Source organism: Pseudomonas danubii (genome assembly GCF_042980055.1).
Classification (GTDB): domain Bacteria; phylum Pseudomonadota; class Gammaproteobacteria; order Pseudomonadales; family Pseudomonadaceae; genus Aquipseudomonas; species Aquipseudomonas danubii.
The window spans coordinates 4,637,789-4,653,743 of record NZ_CP116502.1 but is presented as its reverse complement, the minus strand read 5'-3'; the positions used below and the strand labels follow the sequence as shown (position 1 = coordinate 4,653,743).

14 protein-coding genes are annotated in these 15,955 nt (G+C 63.8%); 1 reads left to right on the top strand and 13 read right to left on the bottom strand.

Annotated features, from left to right (window positions below; all coding sequences use genetic code 11):
* Nucleotides 1-97: 97 nt before the first annotated feature.
* Together PFZ56_RS20995 and PFZ56_RS20990 are read right to left on the bottom strand one after the other, a co-directional pair.
* Nucleotides 98-1,249, bottom strand: coding sequence for an acyl-CoA dehydrogenase family protein (locus PFZ56_RS20995; protein ID WP_102879302.1), 1,152 nt, complete (start codon nt 1,247-1,249; stop codon nt 98-100).
* Between the two features lie 4 nt (nt 1,250-1,253).
* Nucleotides 1,254-2,360: an enoyl-CoA hydratase/isomerase family protein gene (locus tag PFZ56_RS20990; RefSeq protein WP_273922647.1), complete on the bottom strand. Its 1,107-nt coding sequence runs from the start codon at nt 2,358-2,360 to the stop codon at nt 1,254-1,256.
* 263 nt (nt 2,361-2,623) lie between these two features.
* On the opposite strand from PFZ56_RS20990, the gene PFZ56_RS20985 reads away from it, so the two are divergent.
* On the top strand, nt 2,624-3,487 hold the full coding sequence (locus PFZ56_RS20985) for a LysR family transcriptional regulator (RefSeq protein WP_110651802.1): 864 nt from the start codon (nt 2,624-2,626) through the stop codon (nt 3,485-3,487).
* A 193-nt stretch (nt 3,488-3,680) separates the two neighbouring features.
* Here PFZ56_RS20985 and PFZ56_RS20980 read toward each other — a convergent pair whose 3' ends face one another.
* The 11 genes from PFZ56_RS20980 to arnB all read right to left on the bottom strand — a co-directional run bounded on the left by PFZ56_RS20980 (nt 3,681) and on the right by arnB (nt 15,674).
* On the bottom strand, nt 3,681-4,385 hold the full coding sequence (locus tag PFZ56_RS20980) for an HPP family protein (RefSeq protein WP_170004909.1): 705 nt from the start codon (nt 4,383-4,385) through the stop codon (nt 3,681-3,683).
* Nucleotides 4,386-4,681: 296 nt separating this feature from the next.
* Entirely contained in the window at nt 4,682-5,197 is a 516-nt protein-coding gene (locus PFZ56_RS20975; protein WP_170004903.1) for a GNAT family N-acetyltransferase, read from the bottom strand.
* Between the two features lie 41 nt (nt 5,198-5,238).
* Nucleotides 5,239-6,864 carry a glycosyltransferase family 39 protein gene (locus PFZ56_RS20970; RefSeq protein WP_110595723.1) on the bottom strand — a complete coding sequence of 542 codons (1,626 nt, stop codon included), beginning with the start codon at nt 6,862-6,864 and terminating at the stop codon, nt 5,239-5,241.
* The gene (locus PFZ56_RS20965; RefSeq protein WP_110595722.1) at nt 6,865-8,229 is read right to left on the bottom strand and encodes a UDP-glucose/GDP-mannose dehydrogenase family protein; all 1,365 of its coding nucleotides are present in this window, start codon (nt 8,227-8,229) and stop codon (nt 6,865-6,867) included. It lies immediately after the preceding gene.
* Entirely contained in the window at nt 8,226-8,639 is a 414-nt protein-coding gene (arnF, locus tag PFZ56_RS20960; protein WP_102879309.1) for a 4-amino-4-deoxy-L-arabinose-phosphoundecaprenol flippase subunit ArnF, read from the bottom strand. The genes PFZ56_RS20965 and arnF overlap by 4 nt, the downstream gene beginning before the upstream one ends.
* Nucleotides 8,636-8,980, bottom strand: coding sequence for a 4-amino-4-deoxy-L-arabinose-phosphoundecaprenol flippase subunit ArnE (arnE, locus tag PFZ56_RS20955; protein WP_102879310.1), 345 nt, complete (start codon nt 8,978-8,980; stop codon nt 8,636-8,638). The genes arnF and arnE overlap by 4 nt, the downstream gene beginning before the upstream one ends.
* On the bottom strand, nt 8,977-10,626 hold the full coding sequence (gene arnT, locus PFZ56_RS20950; protein WP_102879311.1) for a lipid IV(A) 4-amino-4-deoxy-L-arabinosyltransferase: 1,650 nt from the start codon (nt 10,624-10,626) through the stop codon (nt 8,977-8,979). The genes arnE and arnT overlap by 4 nt, the downstream gene beginning before the upstream one ends.
* Entirely contained in the window at nt 10,623-11,507 is an 885-nt protein-coding gene (arnD, locus tag PFZ56_RS20945) for a 4-deoxy-4-formamido-L-arabinose-phosphoundecaprenol deformylase (RefSeq protein ID WP_170004905.1), read from the bottom strand. The genes arnT and arnD overlap by 4 nt, the downstream gene beginning before the upstream one ends.
* The gene (gene arnA / locus PFZ56_RS20940) at nt 11,507-13,513 is read right to left on the bottom strand and encodes a bifunctional UDP-4-amino-4-deoxy-L-arabinose formyltransferase/UDP-glucuronic acid oxidase ArnA (protein WP_110651790.1); all 2,007 of its coding nucleotides are present in this window, start codon (nt 13,511-13,513) and stop codon (nt 11,507-11,509) included. The genes arnD and arnA overlap by 1 nt, the downstream gene beginning before the upstream one ends.
* Complete coding sequence (gene arnC / locus PFZ56_RS20935) at nt 13,510-14,529, bottom strand: undecaprenyl-phosphate 4-deoxy-4-formamido-L-arabinose transferase (protein WP_110651788.1); 1,020 nt, start codon at nt 14,527-14,529, stop codon at nt 13,510-13,512. Before arnC ends, arnA begins: the two co-directional genes overlap by 4 nt.
* A 5-nt stretch (nt 14,530-14,534) precedes the next feature.
* A complete protein-coding gene (gene arnB / locus PFZ56_RS20930) occupies nt 14,535-15,674 on the bottom strand; it encodes a UDP-4-amino-4-deoxy-L-arabinose aminotransferase (RefSeq protein WP_102879314.1) in 1,140 nt (379 codons plus the stop codon).
* Between the last annotated feature and the right edge of the window lie 281 nt (nt 15,675-15,955).

Below are 15,955 nucleotides of genomic sequence, written 5' to 3'. Positions count from 1 at the left end.
ACGCTCAAAGGCTTCTTCGCCGGCAAGCCGGCTCCGGGGGAGCAGCCACAAAAAAATCGCAGCCTGGGCTGCGATTTTTTGTGGGCGCCACTGGTGCCTAGAGCTGATAGTGCTTGAGCTCGCGGGCAATCAGCAGGCGCTGGATCTCGCTGGAACCTTCGTAGATCTGGGTGATCCGCGCATCGCGGTAGTAGCGCTCCACCGGATAGTCCTCCAGATACCCGTAGCCGCCATGGATCTGCATCGCCGAGGAGCAGACCTTCTCGGCCATTTCCGAAGCGAACAGCTTGGCCTGGGAGGCTTCGGACAGGCACGGCTGGCCGGCGCTGCGCAGGCGCGCGGCATGCAGGATCAGCAAGCGTGCGGCATTGAGTCGGGTGTGCATGTCGGCCAGCAGGTTGGCGATGCTCTGGTGTTCGATGATCGGTTTGTCGAACTGCACCCGTTCCCGGGCGTAGGCCAGGGCCGCTTCAAAAGCCGCACGGGCGATGCCCAGGGCCTGGGCGGCGATGCCGATGCGGCCGCCTTCGAGGTTGGACAGGGCAATGGCCAGGCCCTTGCCCCGTTCGCCCAGCAGGTTGGCTTCGGGGATCGTGCATTGGTTGAGGGTCACGGCGCAGGTGTCGGAGGCGCGAATACCCATCTTGTGTTCGGTGCGGTCGACGATGAACCCCGGGGTGTCGGTGGGCACCAGGAACGCCGAGAGGCCTTTCTTGCCCAGTTCCGGGTCGGTCACTGCAAAGACGATGGCCAGTTGGGCGCGCTTGCCGTTGCTGACGAACTGCTTGGCGCCGTTGATCACCCACTGGCCATCGCGTAGTTCGGCGCGGGTGCGCAGGTTGTGGGCTTCGGAACCGGCCTGGGGCTCGGTCAGGCAAAAGCAGCCGATGGCTTCGCCGCTGGCCAGGCGCGGTAGCCATTGCTGTTTCTGTTCCTGGCTGCCGTAGTTGAGGATCGGCCCGCAGCCCACCGAGTTGTGGATGCTCATCAGCGCGCCGGTTGCGCCATCGCCGGCGGAGATTTCCTCCACCGCCAGGGCATAGGCCACGTAGTCCAGGTAGCTGCCGCCCCATTCTTCGGGAACCACCATGCCCAACAGGCCCAGTTCGCCCATCTTGCGCACCAGGGCGTCGTCGATCCAGCCGGCTTTTTCCCAGGCCTGGGCATGGGGCGCGATCTCGCCCCGGGCAAAATCCCGGGCCATGTCGCGGATCATCACTTGTTCTTCGGTCAATTCGATGTCGTGCATGAGTTCAGCTCCCGCTGCCGTCGAAACCGCTGAAGAAACTCGCTACCCGTTCAGCCTCAAGGGCTGCCAGGGTCGGCGGATTCCAGCGGGGGGTCTTGTCTTTGTCGATGATCAGGGCGCGTACGCCTTCCATCAGGTCACCCCGTTCGAACCATTGACGGTCCAGGTGCAGCTCCAGGGCGAAGCACTGTTCCAGACTCAAGTGGCGGCCGTGGCGCAGCATCTGCAAGGTTACGGCCATGGCCAGGGGCGAGCGGATTTCCAGCAAGTCGGCGGTGGTCTTGGCCCACTCGTGGCTGTCGGCAATCGTCACGCTGCGCAATTGCTCGACGATGCTGGCCATGTCCGGCAGGGCGAAGAAGTGGTCGATGGCCGGGCGCAAGGCTTGCAGTGGCGCATCGGGCAAGGTCTGTACCGCCAGCTTGGCCAGCAGGCCCTGCAGGTCCTTGAGCGGTGAGTCGCTCCAGTGCAGGCGATCCAGGCGCTGGTCCAGCAGGCTCAGCTTGTCGCTTTCCAGGTGCCAGTCCGCGAGGCCGCAGTACAGGGCATCGGCGGCGCGGATCTGCACGCCGCTGACCCCAAGGTAGATGCCCAGTTCGCCGGGAATCCGTGAGAGGAAGTAGCTGCCGCCCACATCCGGGAAGTAACCGATGGCCACTTCCGGCATCGCCAGGCGGCTGCGCTCGGTGACCACTCGCAGGTCGGCGCCTTGCACCAGGCCCATGCCGCCGCCGAGGACAAAGCCGTCCATCAGGGCCAGCACTGGCTTGCGGTAATGGTGGATGGTCAGGTCCAGGGCGTACTCCTCGACGAAGAAATCCTCGTGCAGGGTATCGCCGCTCTGGTAGCTGTCGTACAGCGAGCGGATGTCGCCGCCGGCGCAGAAAGCCTTTTCACCGGCGCCGCGCAGCACCACGGCGTGAATCAGCGGGTCCTGGGCCCAGATGTTCAGTTGCTGCTGCAAGGTACGCACCATCGACAGGGTGATGGCATTGAGACCGGCGGGGCGGTTGAGGGTCAGGTGACCGATGTGGTTGCGCACCTCGACCAGTACTTCGCCGGGGGTGGCGTCGAGGTCCTGTGTCGCCTGGGATGAAACCTGAGCAGTCATCACTAACTCCCTGCTTTTATAGTTTTTTATATGAGGCTCGCGCGCGAGCATCGACGGATCGTAACAGTGCAATTTTGCCCAGTACAACCCCGAAAACTGCAGGTTGACTGTGCATTTTTGCATGTTGAAAAAGCCGCCCTCAATCTTGCGCCAGCGCTCTGGCCCGCAGCGTCGGTGCCGATCCGGCGAATGTCCGCGGCCTAGGGGCACGACGGTGCGAGCGCCGCTACAATGGCGCTCGAATTTTTTGCCGGCGAGGCACCATGGACATCGATCTGGCCCGCACCTTCCTGGAAATCGTCCGCAGCGGCAGCCTGATCGCCGCCGCCGAACGCCTGCACCTGACCCAGACCGCCATCAGCGCCCGGGTGCAGAACCTGGAAGGCCAGCTCAACTGCAAACTGCTGGTACGCAACCGCGCCGGCGCCCGACCCACCGCCGATGGCGAGGCCTTTATCGCCTATGCCAATCAGCTGGTGCAGACCTGGGAGGCCGCCCAGCGCGACCTGCCGTTGCTGGCGGGCTATCGCAACGTGCTGCACATCGGCGGTGAGTTGAGCCTGTGCAATCCGCTGATGCTCAATTGGGTACGAGGCCTGCGCCAGGCACTGCCCAACCATGCGGTACGCACCCAGATCGCCGAAGGCGCGAGCCTGCAACGGCAACTGGAGTTGGGCGTGCTGGACGCGGCGCTGGTGTTCCAGCCGCTGTATTGCGCGGGATTGCAGGTCGAGCAACTGCTGGAGGAGAAATTGATCCAGGTGCGCCTGGCGGGGCGTCCCGAGCCTTATGTGTACATCGACTGGGGCGATGATTTTCGTCGTCAGCACGACGCCGCATTGCCGGAGCAGGCCAAGGCCGCGGTGGGCTTCAACCTTGGGCCCCTGGCGCTGCAGTTCATCCTCGACGCCGGTGGCAGCGGCTATTTCCGCACCCGGGTGGTGCAGAGCTACCTGGACAGCGGTGTGCTGGAACGGGTGGAAAAGGCCCCGGAATTCAGTTTTCCCACTTACCTGCTGTATGCCCGGGAGCGCGACTCGGCGCAGCTGCAGCAGGCTTTTACGGTATTGCGCGAGGTGATCGAACAAGACCACGACTGGTCCCAGCGCTGGTCGCCGATGGTTTGAACCCACTGACTTGAGCCTGGCACCGGACTTGAGCGCACCTGCGCTGGCCAGCCAGTGGCTAAGCCTGGCGCGCAATCGACGATGCCCTTGCAGGAACCGGCTTGCCAGCCAACAGGCCTTTTACGCGTGCGGCGCTTCTGAAGCTGTCTTGGCTGGCAAGTTAGCACCAGCGAGGGCGAAGGTTGGGGCGCTATCAGGGCCGCGAGGACAGGACCTGGCCAATGCTGCGCCGGCGGGCGTGGGCTTCGCTGGCGTGGATCAGTTGCTCAAGGTCTTCCGGGGTGACGTCGAAGAATTCTTCCATCTCGGCCAGGGCCTGCTTGAGGTCTTCGGCGGTGATCGCCAGGCTGTCGGCGGGGGCCGCCGAGGGCGGCAGCACCGGAGTATCGCTCGGGCCCTTGGGGTAACGAATCCGCGTCAGGTTGTTGTAGGCCAGGGCACTGGCCAACAGGCTGGCCGCCGCGAGCATCACCGGACCCAGTTCCCGCCACTCCAAAGCCACGCTGGCCGGGTCTGCCAGCACCAGGGTCAGGGCCAGGGCGCCGGCCGGGGGATGCAGGCAACGCAACCAGCACATCAGCACCAGGGCCATGCCCGCCGCGAGGCAGGCGCTGCCCAGGGTCCGGCCCAGGACATGAGCCACCAGCAAGGCCACGACCCCGGCGCACAGGTAGCCGCCGAGGATCGACCAGGGCTGGGCCAGGGCCCCGGAAGACACGGCAAACAGCAGCACCGCCGAGGCCCCCAGCGGACCGATCAGGTGCAGCGCCACCGGCATGCCGAACACCTGGGCGCAGAGCCAGACACTGAACAGGGTGCCCAGGGCCATGCCGAAGGCGGCGCGGCTCCATTCCAGTGGGCGGGTATTGATGGCGGCGGGTTTCCAGCGGGCAAACATCGGCAAGAACGGTCCAGGGCTAAATGACGGGCAAAAAGAAGGGCTTGCCTGGATCACCAGAAAGCCCTTGAACGTTCCAACATTTGGGGGAGGAACGGGCACAGTGTGCCGAGCATTGGTGTAGCTGACAAATTCATAATAATGCCGTTTAAGTGCATTTATTTTGCTGTATGACGCGTCGGCTTGCCGGCGAAGGGAGCGAAGAGGGCTTGGAGTTGGGAGCGGGTCTTGAGGGCGCTTTCGCTGGCAAGCCAGCCCCCTGGGCCAGCTCCAGCAGTGAGTGTGGCAGTGCGTTTTTACAAGCTCAGGCGCATGGCGCAGCGGCGTGATTCGGGCAGGCCGTGCTGTGTTTCATCGGCCAGGACCTGGCGCAGGCGCGGGCTCAGTTGTGCAGGTTGCAGGGTGACAAAGCCCTGGCGCTGGTAGAAAGGTTCGTTCCACGCCAGTTCGCGGAAGGTGCTGAGGGTCAGGGCCGTTAGCTGCTGTTCCAGGGCGAACTCCCGTGCCGCCTGCAACAGGCGCTTGCCAATGCCTTGGCCCTGGTGGCCAGTGGCAACGGAAATTTCCCACACATGCAGTTCCAGGTCGCAGATCTGGGCATTGAGAAAGGCGCAGCGGGTGCCGTCCTCTGTCAGCGCAACCCAGACCGGGTGGAGTTGGATGTTTTCTCGATGGCTCTGGGCATCGGCCACCTCGGCGTCGGCCAGCCAGGCCAGTTGCGGATCACTGCGAAACAGTGCCGCAGCCGAGGTTTCAATGGCGGGGAGGAAGGCCGCGTCAGCCACCCGCGCCCGGCGGATCTGAATAGTCATGGGCGCGAGTGTAAGGAGCCGCCAGGGGGTGCGCAACGCTTTCAGGGTGGCGTGGCAGCGCTCTTGGGCAGGTGCAGCAAGACGAAGTCGTTCTTGTCGAAACGCCCGCTCAGCACCGGAGTCAGCCCGGCCAGGGGCGTGCCTTGCAGGCTGGGCAGATCGCTCTGATCAAGAATCACCCAGGCCGGGGCCGGCACTTGCGCCAGGGCGGCAGCCTGATCGGTGAACTGTGGCTGCAGGTCCCGATCCAGGTTGACCATGAACTTGATCGCCTTGGCGTCCTTGCCCATGCGGTACAGGACTACCGGTGCCGGGTCGGCCTCGATCAGTTGCATGGCGCCGAGGCTGAAGGCGCGAGTGTCATAGAGACGGTGCTCCGCCGGTTCGAAGACCCCGATGTAACAGGCCCAGACCGCCAGCACCGCGCTGTAGGCCAGGCCCACGGCGCGCCACTGGCGCTTGAACAGCAACCCCAGGGACAGCGCTTGCAACAGGCCGAGGATCAGCAGCATGGGCAAGAGGTGGGTGAGCTGTTCAGGGAATTTGCGCCGCAGTACCAGCAGTCCCACCATCAGCAACCCGGGCAGCAGCAGCCACAGGCCCTGGATCAGCCCCCGCAGCCAGCCCATGACCCGCCCGCGTCCGGCCTGGAACGGATAAGCCGCAACGATCGCCGCCATGGGCAGCATCGGCAGCAGGTAGCGGGCCTTTTTCGCTTGGGGAATCGACAAGCCGATCATCACGATCAGCCCGGCAGCAGTGCACAGACGCAACAGTTTCAGGGCCGGGCCCTGTTCCGCGGGACGACTCAGCAACACCGCAACCCAAACCAGGATTGCCAGGGGATAGGCCAGGGCGTAGTTGCCCAGGGAACTGGTGAAGTAATAGAAGACGTCGCTGGAGCCTTCGCTGCCGTCCATGCGTCCCATGAACTGCATGCGGATCACCTCGTCGACAAAGGCCTGGCCACCGCTGAGCTTGGCCAGCCACAGCAGCAGGCCGACGCAGGCCACCAGCAGCAACAGCGCGCTGAAACCGACGCCGAACAAACGGCGCCATTGACCGCCCAGCAGGTAGTAGCTGCACAGCATGCCGGTGGGAATCACCAGGCCGATGGGGCCGCGAATGGCAAAGCCCAGCACCAGCAGCAGGAAGATCCAGCCCAGGTGCCGGCGGGCACCGAAATGGTCGTGGGCATAACCCAGGTAGAACACTGCCAGGGATACCGCGGCGAGCATCTGGTCCAGGGAGACAGCACGGGTTTCGCTGATAAAGGTATTGCTCAGCAGCAGCAAAGCCACGCTGAGCAGGGCCCAGGTGCGGGAGTAGGGCGCCAGCAGGCGATAGATCAGGCTGACGATCAGCGCTGAAGCAATGGCCGTCGGCAACCAGGCGGTAAAGCTGGTGACCTGCCCGGTGGGCAGGGAAAACAGCCACACCAGCAGGGTCGAGGCACTGGAATAGTCAGCGTAGGGCTGGCCATAGGTGGTAGGGAAGAACCCCGGCCCATGGCGCAGCATCTCCTTGGCGAAAAGCACAAAGCGCGAGTCGAAGCCGATGACCGAATCGTGGCCGGCGCCGGCGCAGAACAGCAGCAAGGCCAGCAGCCCCAGCCCCAACGATTGCCAAAGTAATGTGTTCGCAGGGGAACTGGAGTGCGGGTTCATTCAGGCCTCGGTGGACCACTGCTGGTGCGGAATCGGCAGGTTGCGCGATTCACCGCGACCGATCGGGAAGTAGGTGAAACCGTTGCGCGCCAGGCGTTCGGCGTCGTACAGGTTGCGTCCATCGAAGATCACCGGGGCTTTGAGACGCTGCTGGATCAGGTCGAAATCCGGCGCCTTGAACTGCTGCCATTCGGTGCAGATGATCAGCGCGTCGGCGCCATGGAGCACCGATTCCGGAGTGCCCATGAGCATCAGGCGCGATTCGTCCGGGTACAGACGCTGGGTTTCCTGCATGGCTTCCGGGTCGAAGGCCCGGACTTCAGCACCGGCCGCGAACAGCGCGTCCAGCAGCACCCGGCTCGGTGCGTCGCGCATGTCGTCGGTGTTGGGCTTGAACGCCAGGCCCCAGAGGGCAAAGGTCTTGCCTTCAAGGTCGCCTTTGTAGAACGCCTTGATACGCTCGAACAGCTTGTGTTTCTGCCGCTCGTTGATGGCTTCCACCGCTTGCAACAGGTCACTGGAGCAGTGGGCTTGCTCGGCGCTGTGGATCAGGGCACGCATGTCCTTGGGGAAGCAGGAGCCGCCGTAGCCGCAACCGGGGTAGATGAAGTGATAGCCGATCCGCGAGTCGGCGCCGATGCCCAAGCGCACCGATTCGATGTCGGCCCCCAGGTGCTCGGCCAGCTCGGCGATCTGGTTGATGAAGCTGATCTTGGTGGCCAGCATGCAGTTGGCCGCGTACTTGGTCAGCTCGGCGCTGCGCAGGTCCATGAACATGATGCGGTCGTGGTTGCGGTTGAACGGCGCGTAAAGGTTGCGCATCACATCGCGCACTTCCTCGCGTTCACAGCCGATGATGATCCGGTCCGGACGGCGGCAGTCGGTGACGGCCGAGCCTTCCTTGAGAAATTCCGGGTTGGAAACGATATCGAACTGCAGCGGGCGGCCGTCCAGGACCTTCTCTATGTGCGCCTTCAAGGTGTCGCCGGTGCCCACCGGCACCGTGGATTTTTCCACCAGGATCACCGGCTTCTCACGGTGGCGGGCCACTGCGTCGCCTACCGACAGCACATAGCGCAGGTCCGCCGAGCCGTCTTCGCTGGACGGCGTGCCCACGGCAATGAACAGCACCTGGCCGTGTTGCACCGCGAGTTTTTCATCGGTGGTGAAGTGCAGGCGCTTGGCTTCGAGGTTTTCCTTGACCAGGCTGGCCAGCCCCGGCTCGAAGATGCTCACGTAGCCTTGTTGCAGCTGTTTGACCTTTTGCTCGTCGATGTCCATGCAGATGACATCGTGGCCGACTTCAGCCAATACGGCGGCTTGTACGAGGCCGACGTAACCACTTCCAAATACACTGATTTTCATGGGGTATTCCTGGGACTTGTCGCGGGTGCAGATCGAGAGTTGATGGTGATGACCCCAAGGATGACCAGGGCCACCCCGAGGCTTTTGGCAAGCGTGAAGGGTTCGTTGAACAGCGGCAGGCTGGCGGCCAGCAGGTAGACCAGGGCGTAGCTGATGCTGAGCAGCGAATAGGCCCGGCCCAGGGGCAGGTCGCGCAGGGCCAGGAGCCAGCAGAGCATCGACAGGGCGTAAGCAGCGATGGCTGCGATCACCACCCCCAGGGCGGCCAGATCGACGCTGCCAGCACTCAGCGCCGACAGCCACTGATCCGGGGCGGGCAGGCGGGTCATGCTCCAGCGCATGCCCAACTGGGCGCCGCTGACCAGAGCCACACTGCCCAGGGCGAAGGCAAAACCCTTGACCCGGCTCATGCGTGGCGACTCAACAGCAGCACGCCACCGATTACCAGGGCCACGCCGAGCCAATGGCGACGGTCGATGGGCTCATGGAAGACGAAGCGGGCGATCAGGGTGATAAACACGAAATTCAGGCTGAGCATCGGGTAGGCCACACCCACCTCCATGCGTTGCAGCACCAAAAGCCACACCAGCAGGCCCAGGCCGAGGCTGAACAGGGCCAGCCACAGCCAGCCGGAACGCAGTTTTTGCAGGATGCCGGAGGGCTGGTCACGCCAGCTTTCCACGGCGAACTTCTGCGCCACCTGGCCCAGGCAGGTCAGCCCGCAGGCGAGCAACAGCAACAACAGGCTCATGGCTGACTCTGGGGAATGATGAAGATCACGATATTGCCTTGCTCGTAGCGCTTGGCATCCTTGGGCAGCAGCTCGACTTCATGTTCCTCGTCGCTGCTCTTGACCCGCATCACCACGCCGATCGAGCCTTGCTTACGGGCTTGCTCGATCCACGGCTGGACTTGGTTCAGGTCGACCTTGCGCGCCGCAGTGTCCTCGTAGCCCAGGCCGTACTTCACTTCGCCCTGGGTGTTGTAAAGGGTCACGTCGGGGCGACGCAGACGCCAGGCCAGCGCAGCGGCAGCGCCCAGGTCGTTGCTCAGCAGGGCCTTGGCCTGACCCAGTTCGGCCACGTGATCGATGATGAACTGGTCGGGAATCTTGTTGTAGACCACCTTGTTCGGCAGCGCCGCCGGGGCCAGGGCCACCAGCAGGAAGCTGCCCAGGGCCGGGGCGGCCCACAGGCTCAAGGGGCGCATGGCCTGCAACAGGTTGCTGATGATCCAGCCCAGCAACAGGATGTACACCAGGACCAGATGCTGGGGCTCGTCCACATACACCGGCTTCTTCAGCTGGAAGTACACCAGGGCCAGCAGGGCCAACAGGCCGGCCAGCAGGTTGAGCACACCATTGAGGCTGAGGATCCGGGTCGTGCCGGTGGCCAGACGGTCCATCAGGGTGTGGCCCATCAGCAGGGCCACAGGCAGCAGGCAGGGCAGAATGTAGGCCGGCAGCTTGCCTTTGCTCAGGCTGAAGAAGGCCAGGGGCAGCACCAGCCACAGCAGCAGGAAGCCGCTGCTGTTCAGCCGCCGTTGTTCCCAGGCCTGCTTCAGGCTGGCCGGCAACAGCAGCACCCAAGGCACGCAGAAGCCCACCAGCAACGGCAGGTAATACCACCAGGGCGAGGCGTGCTGCGCGTCTTCACCGGCAAAGCGGCGGATGTGCTCGTGCCAGAAGAAGAACCGCCAGTAGTCCGGCTCCTGGGCATGCACCGCCAGGGCCCAGGGCAGGCTGACCAGGATCGCCACCAGCACGCCGATGCCGCCATAGGTCAGCAGCGAGCGCAGGCGCTTCTGCCAGATGGCGTAGGGCAGGGCCACCAGCACCGGCAGCAGCCAGGCCAGAAAGCCCTTGGTCATGAAGCCCATGCCGCAGGCCAGGCCCAGCAGCACCCAGGCGCCGATTTGTCCGCGTCGGCTCTGGCAGTCGAAGGTGAACCACAGTGCCACCAGGCTCAGGTTGACCCAGAAGGTGAACTGCGGATCGAGGTTGGCGTAGCCGGCCTGCAGCGCCACCACGGTAAAACTCATGTAGAGCAGGGCGCTGGCCAGGCTCTTGCGCGGGTCGTTCCACAGGCGCCGGGCCAACAGGTAGGCCAGGACCACGCTCAAGCCGGTGCTCAGGGCCGACGCCACGCGCACGCCAAACAGGTTGTCGCCAAACAGCGCCTGGCCGATGGCGATCATCCAGTAGCCGGCCACGGGTTTTTCGAAATAGCGGATGCCCATGAAGTGCGGCGACGCCCATTTGCCGGTCAGGAGCATTTCCTGGCTGATCTGCGCGTAGCGGGTTTCGTCGGGAATCCACAGGCCGTGGGTGGCCATGGGCAACAGGTAGAACAGACCGAAAGCGATCAGCAGCAGTGGCAGGGCCCAACGTCTGGTCATGCGCCTTGCACTCCCAGCCAGCCTTCACGACCTTCCAGCGCGCCACGCACGACCTTGCCCGCCGGCAGGCTGGCCAGATCCGCCGGGAGCATCTGCCCCAGGGGTTGAAAGTGGATGTCGCGTTGCTTGGCGCTGGCCAGCAACTGGCGGAAATCATTGGCCATGAGAATCCCTTCTACTTCTGCATGCACGGTGTAGACATTGAGTTTGTCCGGACTGAACCGGTCGAGGATGTAGCGGTTGAAATCCTTGGCGGCCACCACCGGCCCGACCACTTCGTCGAAGGTCGGCAGGTCCACCGGAATCTGTGGGGCGCCCAGGCTGCCGTCCGCCAGTCGTGGCTGGAACAGGCTCTGGCCGCGGCAGTCGCTGTTGTAGCGAAAGCCGAACTGTTGCTTGGCTTCGATGACGCGTTCATCGGCGCGCCAACCGGCGGACGCCGAGCAGCTCACCGCTTGCCCGAGAATATCGTTGAGGCTGTCGACGCCACGGCGGATCTGTTCGATCAGCTGTGCCTGACTCCAGCGCCCGGTGTTGGCCTGCCAGCCGTGATGATCCCAGGCGTGCAGGCCGACTTCATGACCGGCGGCCAGGGTCTGGCGCATCAAGTGCCCCAGGTCCCGGCCAATGGGTTTGCCCGGCCAGGCCGTGCCGGCCAGGAGAATGTCCCAGCCGTACAGGCCCGCGGCATTGGAACGCAGCATTTTCCAGAGGAACTGCGGACGGATCAGACGCCACAGGTGGCGCCCCATGTTGTCCGGCCCGACGCTGAAGAAGAACGTGGCCTTGACCCCGGCTTCCTCCAGCGATTCGAGCAGCCGTGGCACCCCCTCCCGGGTGCCGCGGTAGGTATCGACATCAATGCGCAGACTTGCTTGCATCAGCGAGCTTCTTCTTTGGAACGATCGGCGATTTCCAGCATCGCTTCACGCAGGAAGAAGTCCAGGGTATTGCCGATGGTTTGGCTCATCTCCACGGTCGGCTCCCAGTTCAGCAGGCGCTTGGCGTTGGCGATGCTGGGCTTGCGGTGTTCCACGTCCTGGTAGCCGGCACCGTAGAACGCCTTGCTCTCGACGTCGCGGAAACCGGCGAACGGCGGGAAGTTGCTGCGCAGCGGATGAGCTTCGAACTGACGCAGCAGTTCTTCGCCCAGCTGACGGATGCTGGCTTCGTTGTCCGGGTTGCCGATGTTGATGATCTGGCCGTTGCAGCAGTCGTTGTCGTTGTCGACGATGCGCGCCAGGGCTTCGATGCCGTCGGCGATGTCAGTGAAGCAGCGCTTCTGCTCGCCGCCGTCGAACAGACGGATCGGCGTGCCTTCCACCAGGTTGAGGATCAGCTGGGTGATGGCGCGGGAGCTGCCGATACGGGCCGAGTCCAGGCGGTCCAGGCGCGGGCCCATCCAGTTGAACGGACGGAACAGGGTGAAGTTCAGGCCCTTGGCGCCGTAGGCCCAGATCACCCGGTCCAGCAGCTGTTTGGACACCGAGTAGATCCAGCGTTGCTTGTTGATCGGACCCACGATCAGGTTGGAGTTGTCTTCATCGAAGTTATTGTCCTGGCACATGCCATAGACTTCCGAGGTCGACGGGAAGATCACCCGCTTGTTGTACTTGACGCAGTAGCGAACCAGCTTGAGGTTCTCTTCGAAGTCCAGCTCGAACACGCGCAGTGGGTTGCGGGTGTATTCGATCGGGGTGGCGATGGCCACCAGCGGCAGGACCACGTCGCACTTCTTGATGTGATATTCGATCCACTCGGAGTGGATGCTGATATCGCCTTCGACGAAGTGGAAGTTCGGATGGCTGCGCAGGCGCTCGATGGCGTCCGAGCCGATGTCCAGGCCGTAGACGTCGTACTTGTCGTCACGCAGCAGGCGCTCGGACAGGTGGTTACCGATAAAGCCATTGACGCCGAGGATCAGCACACGGGTGCGGCGTGGCTTGCGGCCGGACTCGGCACCGCGCAGCAGGGAGCCGTCCACCAGACCCAGCTCATTGGCCAGTTGCGGGCCACCCAGGTACAGGCCGTTGGCGTTGCGCTGGCCGGAGGTGATCACCAGGGAGTCTTCGCCACAGGCGATGCGCAGCGGGTCGACGCTGATGACCCGGCCAGGGGCCTGGCCTTCGTTGCCCTTGGCAACTTCGGCGCTCCAGACGATCAGCTTGTGCTCGCCGACGGCGCAGAAGGCGCCCGGGTAAGGCTGGGTCACTGCGCGTACCAGGTTGAACAGCTCTTCGGCGGGGCGCTTCCACTCGATCTTGCCATCGGCTGCGGTACGGCGACCGTAGTAGCTGGCCTTGGATTCGTCCTGGGCGGTCTCGGTGATCTTGCCCTGGGCCAGCGCCGGCAGGGTGTCGCGTAGCAGGCTGGCAGCGGCGTCACGCAGTTTGTGGTGCAGGCTCAGGGCGGTGTCGCTGCGTTCGATGGCCACGCGCTGCTGGGCGATGATGGCCCCGGCGTCGGCCCGCTTGACCATGCGGTGCAGGGTCACGCCGGTTTCGGTTTCGCCCTTGACCAGCACCCAGTTGGCCGGAGCACGGCCGCGGTAGCTCGGCAGCAGCGAGCCGTGCAGGTTGAACGCACCCTTGCGGGCGGTGGCCAGCAGGGGTTCGCTCAGCAGATTGCGGTAGTAGAAGGAGAACAGGTAGTCCGGGTCGAGTTTGCTGATGCGCTCGATCCACAGCGGGTGGTTGGCATCTTCCGGGGCATGCACGGCAATGCCTTTGCGGGCGCACAGCTGGGCGACGGAGCCGTAGAAGGTGTTCTCCTTGGGATCGTCGGCGTGGGTGAACACGGCAGCGATCTCGTAGCCTGCATTGAGCAGGGCTTCGATGCCCGCACAGCCAATATCGTGGTAGGCGAAGACAACAGCTTTATTGCTCATGGCGAAACCTGATCAGTATGAGTGGAAGTTAAACCGTCGACAGTGACAGCCGGGGCGGGGACCGCCGGCTGGCTGCGCAAGACTTTTTCGATGAAGAAGCGCGGGCGGGCCCGCACGTCGCTGTACATGCGTCCCAGGTATTCACCCAAAAGACCCATGCCGATGAACTGGCCACCGGTGAACACGAACAGCACCGCAAACAGCACGAAGGTGCCGTCGCCGGCCCAGGTGGCGCCGAAGATCAGCCGCAGGACGATCAGCATCAGGGCGAACAGCGCGCCGACGCCGGCCATGCCGAAACCGATGATGCTCAGCAGCCGCAGGGGGGTGGTGGTCATGCAGGTGATCAGATCGAACATCAGATTGATCAGGCGCATCGGGCTGTACTTGGAGTCGCCGTGCTCGCGCTCGGCGTGCTCCACCAGCACCTCGGTGGTGTGCCGGGCGAAGCTGTTGGCCAGGATCGGGATAAAGGTGCTGCGTTCGGTGCAGGCCAGCATCGCGTCGATGATGGTGCGGCGGTAGGCCCGCAGCATGCAGCCGTAGTCGCTCATGGCCACACCGGTGGAGCGCTGCACAGCGAGGTTGATCAGCTTCGACGGCCAGCGACGGAAGGCCGAGTCCTGGCGGTTGTTGCGCACAGTGCCGACCACGTCGTAGCCGAGCTCGGCCTGGGCCACCAGGCGCGGGATTTCTTCCGGCGGGTTCTGCAGGTCGGCGTCGAGGGTGATGACCACGTCGCCGCGGCACTGCGCGAAGCCGGCCATGATCGCCGCGTGCTGACCGTAGTTGCGGTTGAGGATCACCGCCACTACGGGGCTGCCTTCGCGCTCGGCGGCTTCTTGCAGGAGGGTCGCCGACTGGTCGCGGCTGCCGTCGTCCACCAGGACGATTTCAAAGTCGTGCTTGAGCTGGCGGCAGGCCGCTTCGGTGCGGCGCAGCAGCTCCGGCAGGCTCTGTTCTTCGTTGTAGACCGGAATGACGATCGACACGAACTGGATTGGGTAAGGTTTCAAAGGCTTCAGTCCAGGAGGTTGGCAATGGCATCGGAGACCCGTTCGACATCGTCGAGGGTCATGTCCGGGAACAGTGGGATCGAGCATAGACGCGCCGAGTTCCATTCGGTGTGTGGCAGCCGCACATCGGCGAAGCGCTGTCGATAATAGGTATGCAGGTGAGTGGCGATGAAGTGGATGCCGGTGCCGATGTTCTGCTCCTGCAGGCCCTTCATGAAGGCTTCACGGTCCAGGCCGCAGCGTTCGGCGTCGATGCGCAGGATGAACAGGTGCCAGGCGTGCTGCTGCGGGTACTGGGGCAGGTGCAGGGGTTGTACCGGCAGGCCTTCGAGGCGCTGCAGGTAAGCCTTGGCCAGCACTTCGCGCTTGGCGTTGATGTCGTCCAGGCGCTGCAGCTGTACCAGGGCGATGGCGGCGTTGATGTCCGCCAGGTTGTACTTGAATCCGGGCTCGATCACTTGGGCCTGGGGCTTGCGACCGTGGGTCAGGCGATCGTAGGCGTCCACCCCCAGACCGTGGAACTTGAGCATGCGCACCCGGTCGGCCAGGGCTTGGTCGTCGCTGACGAACATCGCACCTTCGGCGCAGGTCATGTTCTTGATGGCATGGAAGGAAAAGATTGCTGTGCCCCGCGCGCCAATGGCGCGGCCGCGATAGGTGGTGCCGGCGGCGTGGGCGGCGTCTTCGATCACCGGGATACCGTGCTTGTCCGCCAGGGCGTACAGGGGGTCCAGGTCGAAGGCGGCGCCGGCGTAGTGCACCGGGATGATGGCCTTGGTTCGTGGCGTAATGGCCGCCTCGATGGTGGCGGCGTCGCTCATCAGGGTGTCGGGATCGACATCGACGAATACCGGGGTCGCCCCCAGCAGGCAGATCATGTTGGCGGTGGAGACCCAGGTCTGCGACGGGGTGATGACTTCATCCCCCGGACCGATGCCCAGGGCCAGCAGGGTGATGTGCATGGCGCCGGTGGCCGACGACAGGGCCACGGCGTGGCGGGCGCCGACGCGGTCGGCGAATTGCTGTTCAAGTTCCTGGTTTTTCGGGCCGGTGGTGATCCAGCCGGAGCGCAGAACCTGCTCCACTGCAGCTATCTCTTCGTCGCCGATACTCGGGCGCGAGAAAGGAAGGAAAGCCTGGTTCATGGTTACCTCGGGTTTAGCTGATGCCGGAAATACGGGGTGATGCGAACGAACGATTGATGGAGCGCGGGGGAGGTCATGCAGTCATCAAGGCTCATCCAGTTATTGGGCCGGGGTGGCGATCCATGCAGCGTTTGAGTAAAGAAGGTGTTTGTTAAAAGTAAATGCAGATCAAGGTGTTATCTTGACAACCTGAGAAAGCACTGCGTTCGGCAGGAGGCTTGTTGGTGGCTGAGATTAAGCGGAAAAATGTGAAACGAATATGAAAAATAGGGCAAAAGTCC

What these genes read in the sequence shown, in the direction of transcription:
- arnT (WP_102879311.1), bottom strand. Translation starts at nt 10,626, where the DNA reads ATGACCAGACGTTGGGCCCTGCCACTGCTGCTGATCGCTTTCGGTCTG.
- PFZ56_RS20985 (WP_110651802.1), top strand. Translation starts at nt 2,624, where the DNA reads ATGGACATCGATCTGGCCCGCACCTTCCTGGAAATCGTCCGCAGCGGC.
- arnE (WP_102879310.1), bottom strand. Translation starts at nt 8,980, where the DNA reads ATGAGCCTGTTGTTGCTGTTGCTCGCCTGCGGGCTGACCTGCCTGGGC.
- PFZ56_RS20965 (WP_110595722.1), bottom strand. Translation starts at nt 8,229, where the DNA reads ATGAAAATCAGTGTATTTGGAAGTGGTTACGTCGGCCTCGTACAAGCC.
- PFZ56_RS20995 (WP_102879302.1), bottom strand. Translation starts at nt 1,249, where the DNA reads ATGCACGACATCGAATTGACCGAAGAACAAGTGATGATCCGCGACATG.
- PFZ56_RS20975 (WP_170004903.1), bottom strand. Translation starts at nt 5,197, where the DNA reads ATGACTATTCAGATCCGCCGGGCGCGGGTGGCTGACGCGGCCTTCCTC.
- PFZ56_RS20990 (WP_273922647.1), bottom strand. Translation starts at nt 2,360, where the DNA reads ATGACTGCTCAGGTTTCATCCCAGGCGACACAGGACCTCGACGCCACC.
- PFZ56_RS20970 (WP_110595723.1), bottom strand. Translation starts at nt 6,864, where the DNA reads ATGAACCCGCACTCCAGTTCCCCTGCGAACACATTACTTTGGCAATCG.
- arnA (WP_110651790.1), bottom strand. Translation starts at nt 13,513, where the DNA reads ATGAGCAATAAAGCTGTTGTCTTCGCCTACCACGATATTGGCTGTGCG.
- PFZ56_RS20980 (WP_170004909.1), bottom strand. Translation starts at nt 4,385, where the DNA reads ATGTTTGCCCGCTGGAAACCCGCCGCCATCAATACCCGCCCACTGGAA.
- arnF (WP_102879309.1), bottom strand. Translation starts at nt 8,639, where the DNA reads ATGAGCCGGGTCAAGGGTTTTGCCTTCGCCCTGGGCAGTGTGGCTCTG.
- arnB (WP_102879314.1), bottom strand. Translation starts at nt 15,674, where the DNA reads ATGAACCAGGCTTTCCTTCCTTTCTCGCGCCCGAGTATCGGCGACGAA.
- arnD (WP_170004905.1), bottom strand. Translation starts at nt 11,507, where the DNA reads ATGCAAGCAAGTCTGCGCATTGATGTCGATACCTACCGCGGCACCCGG.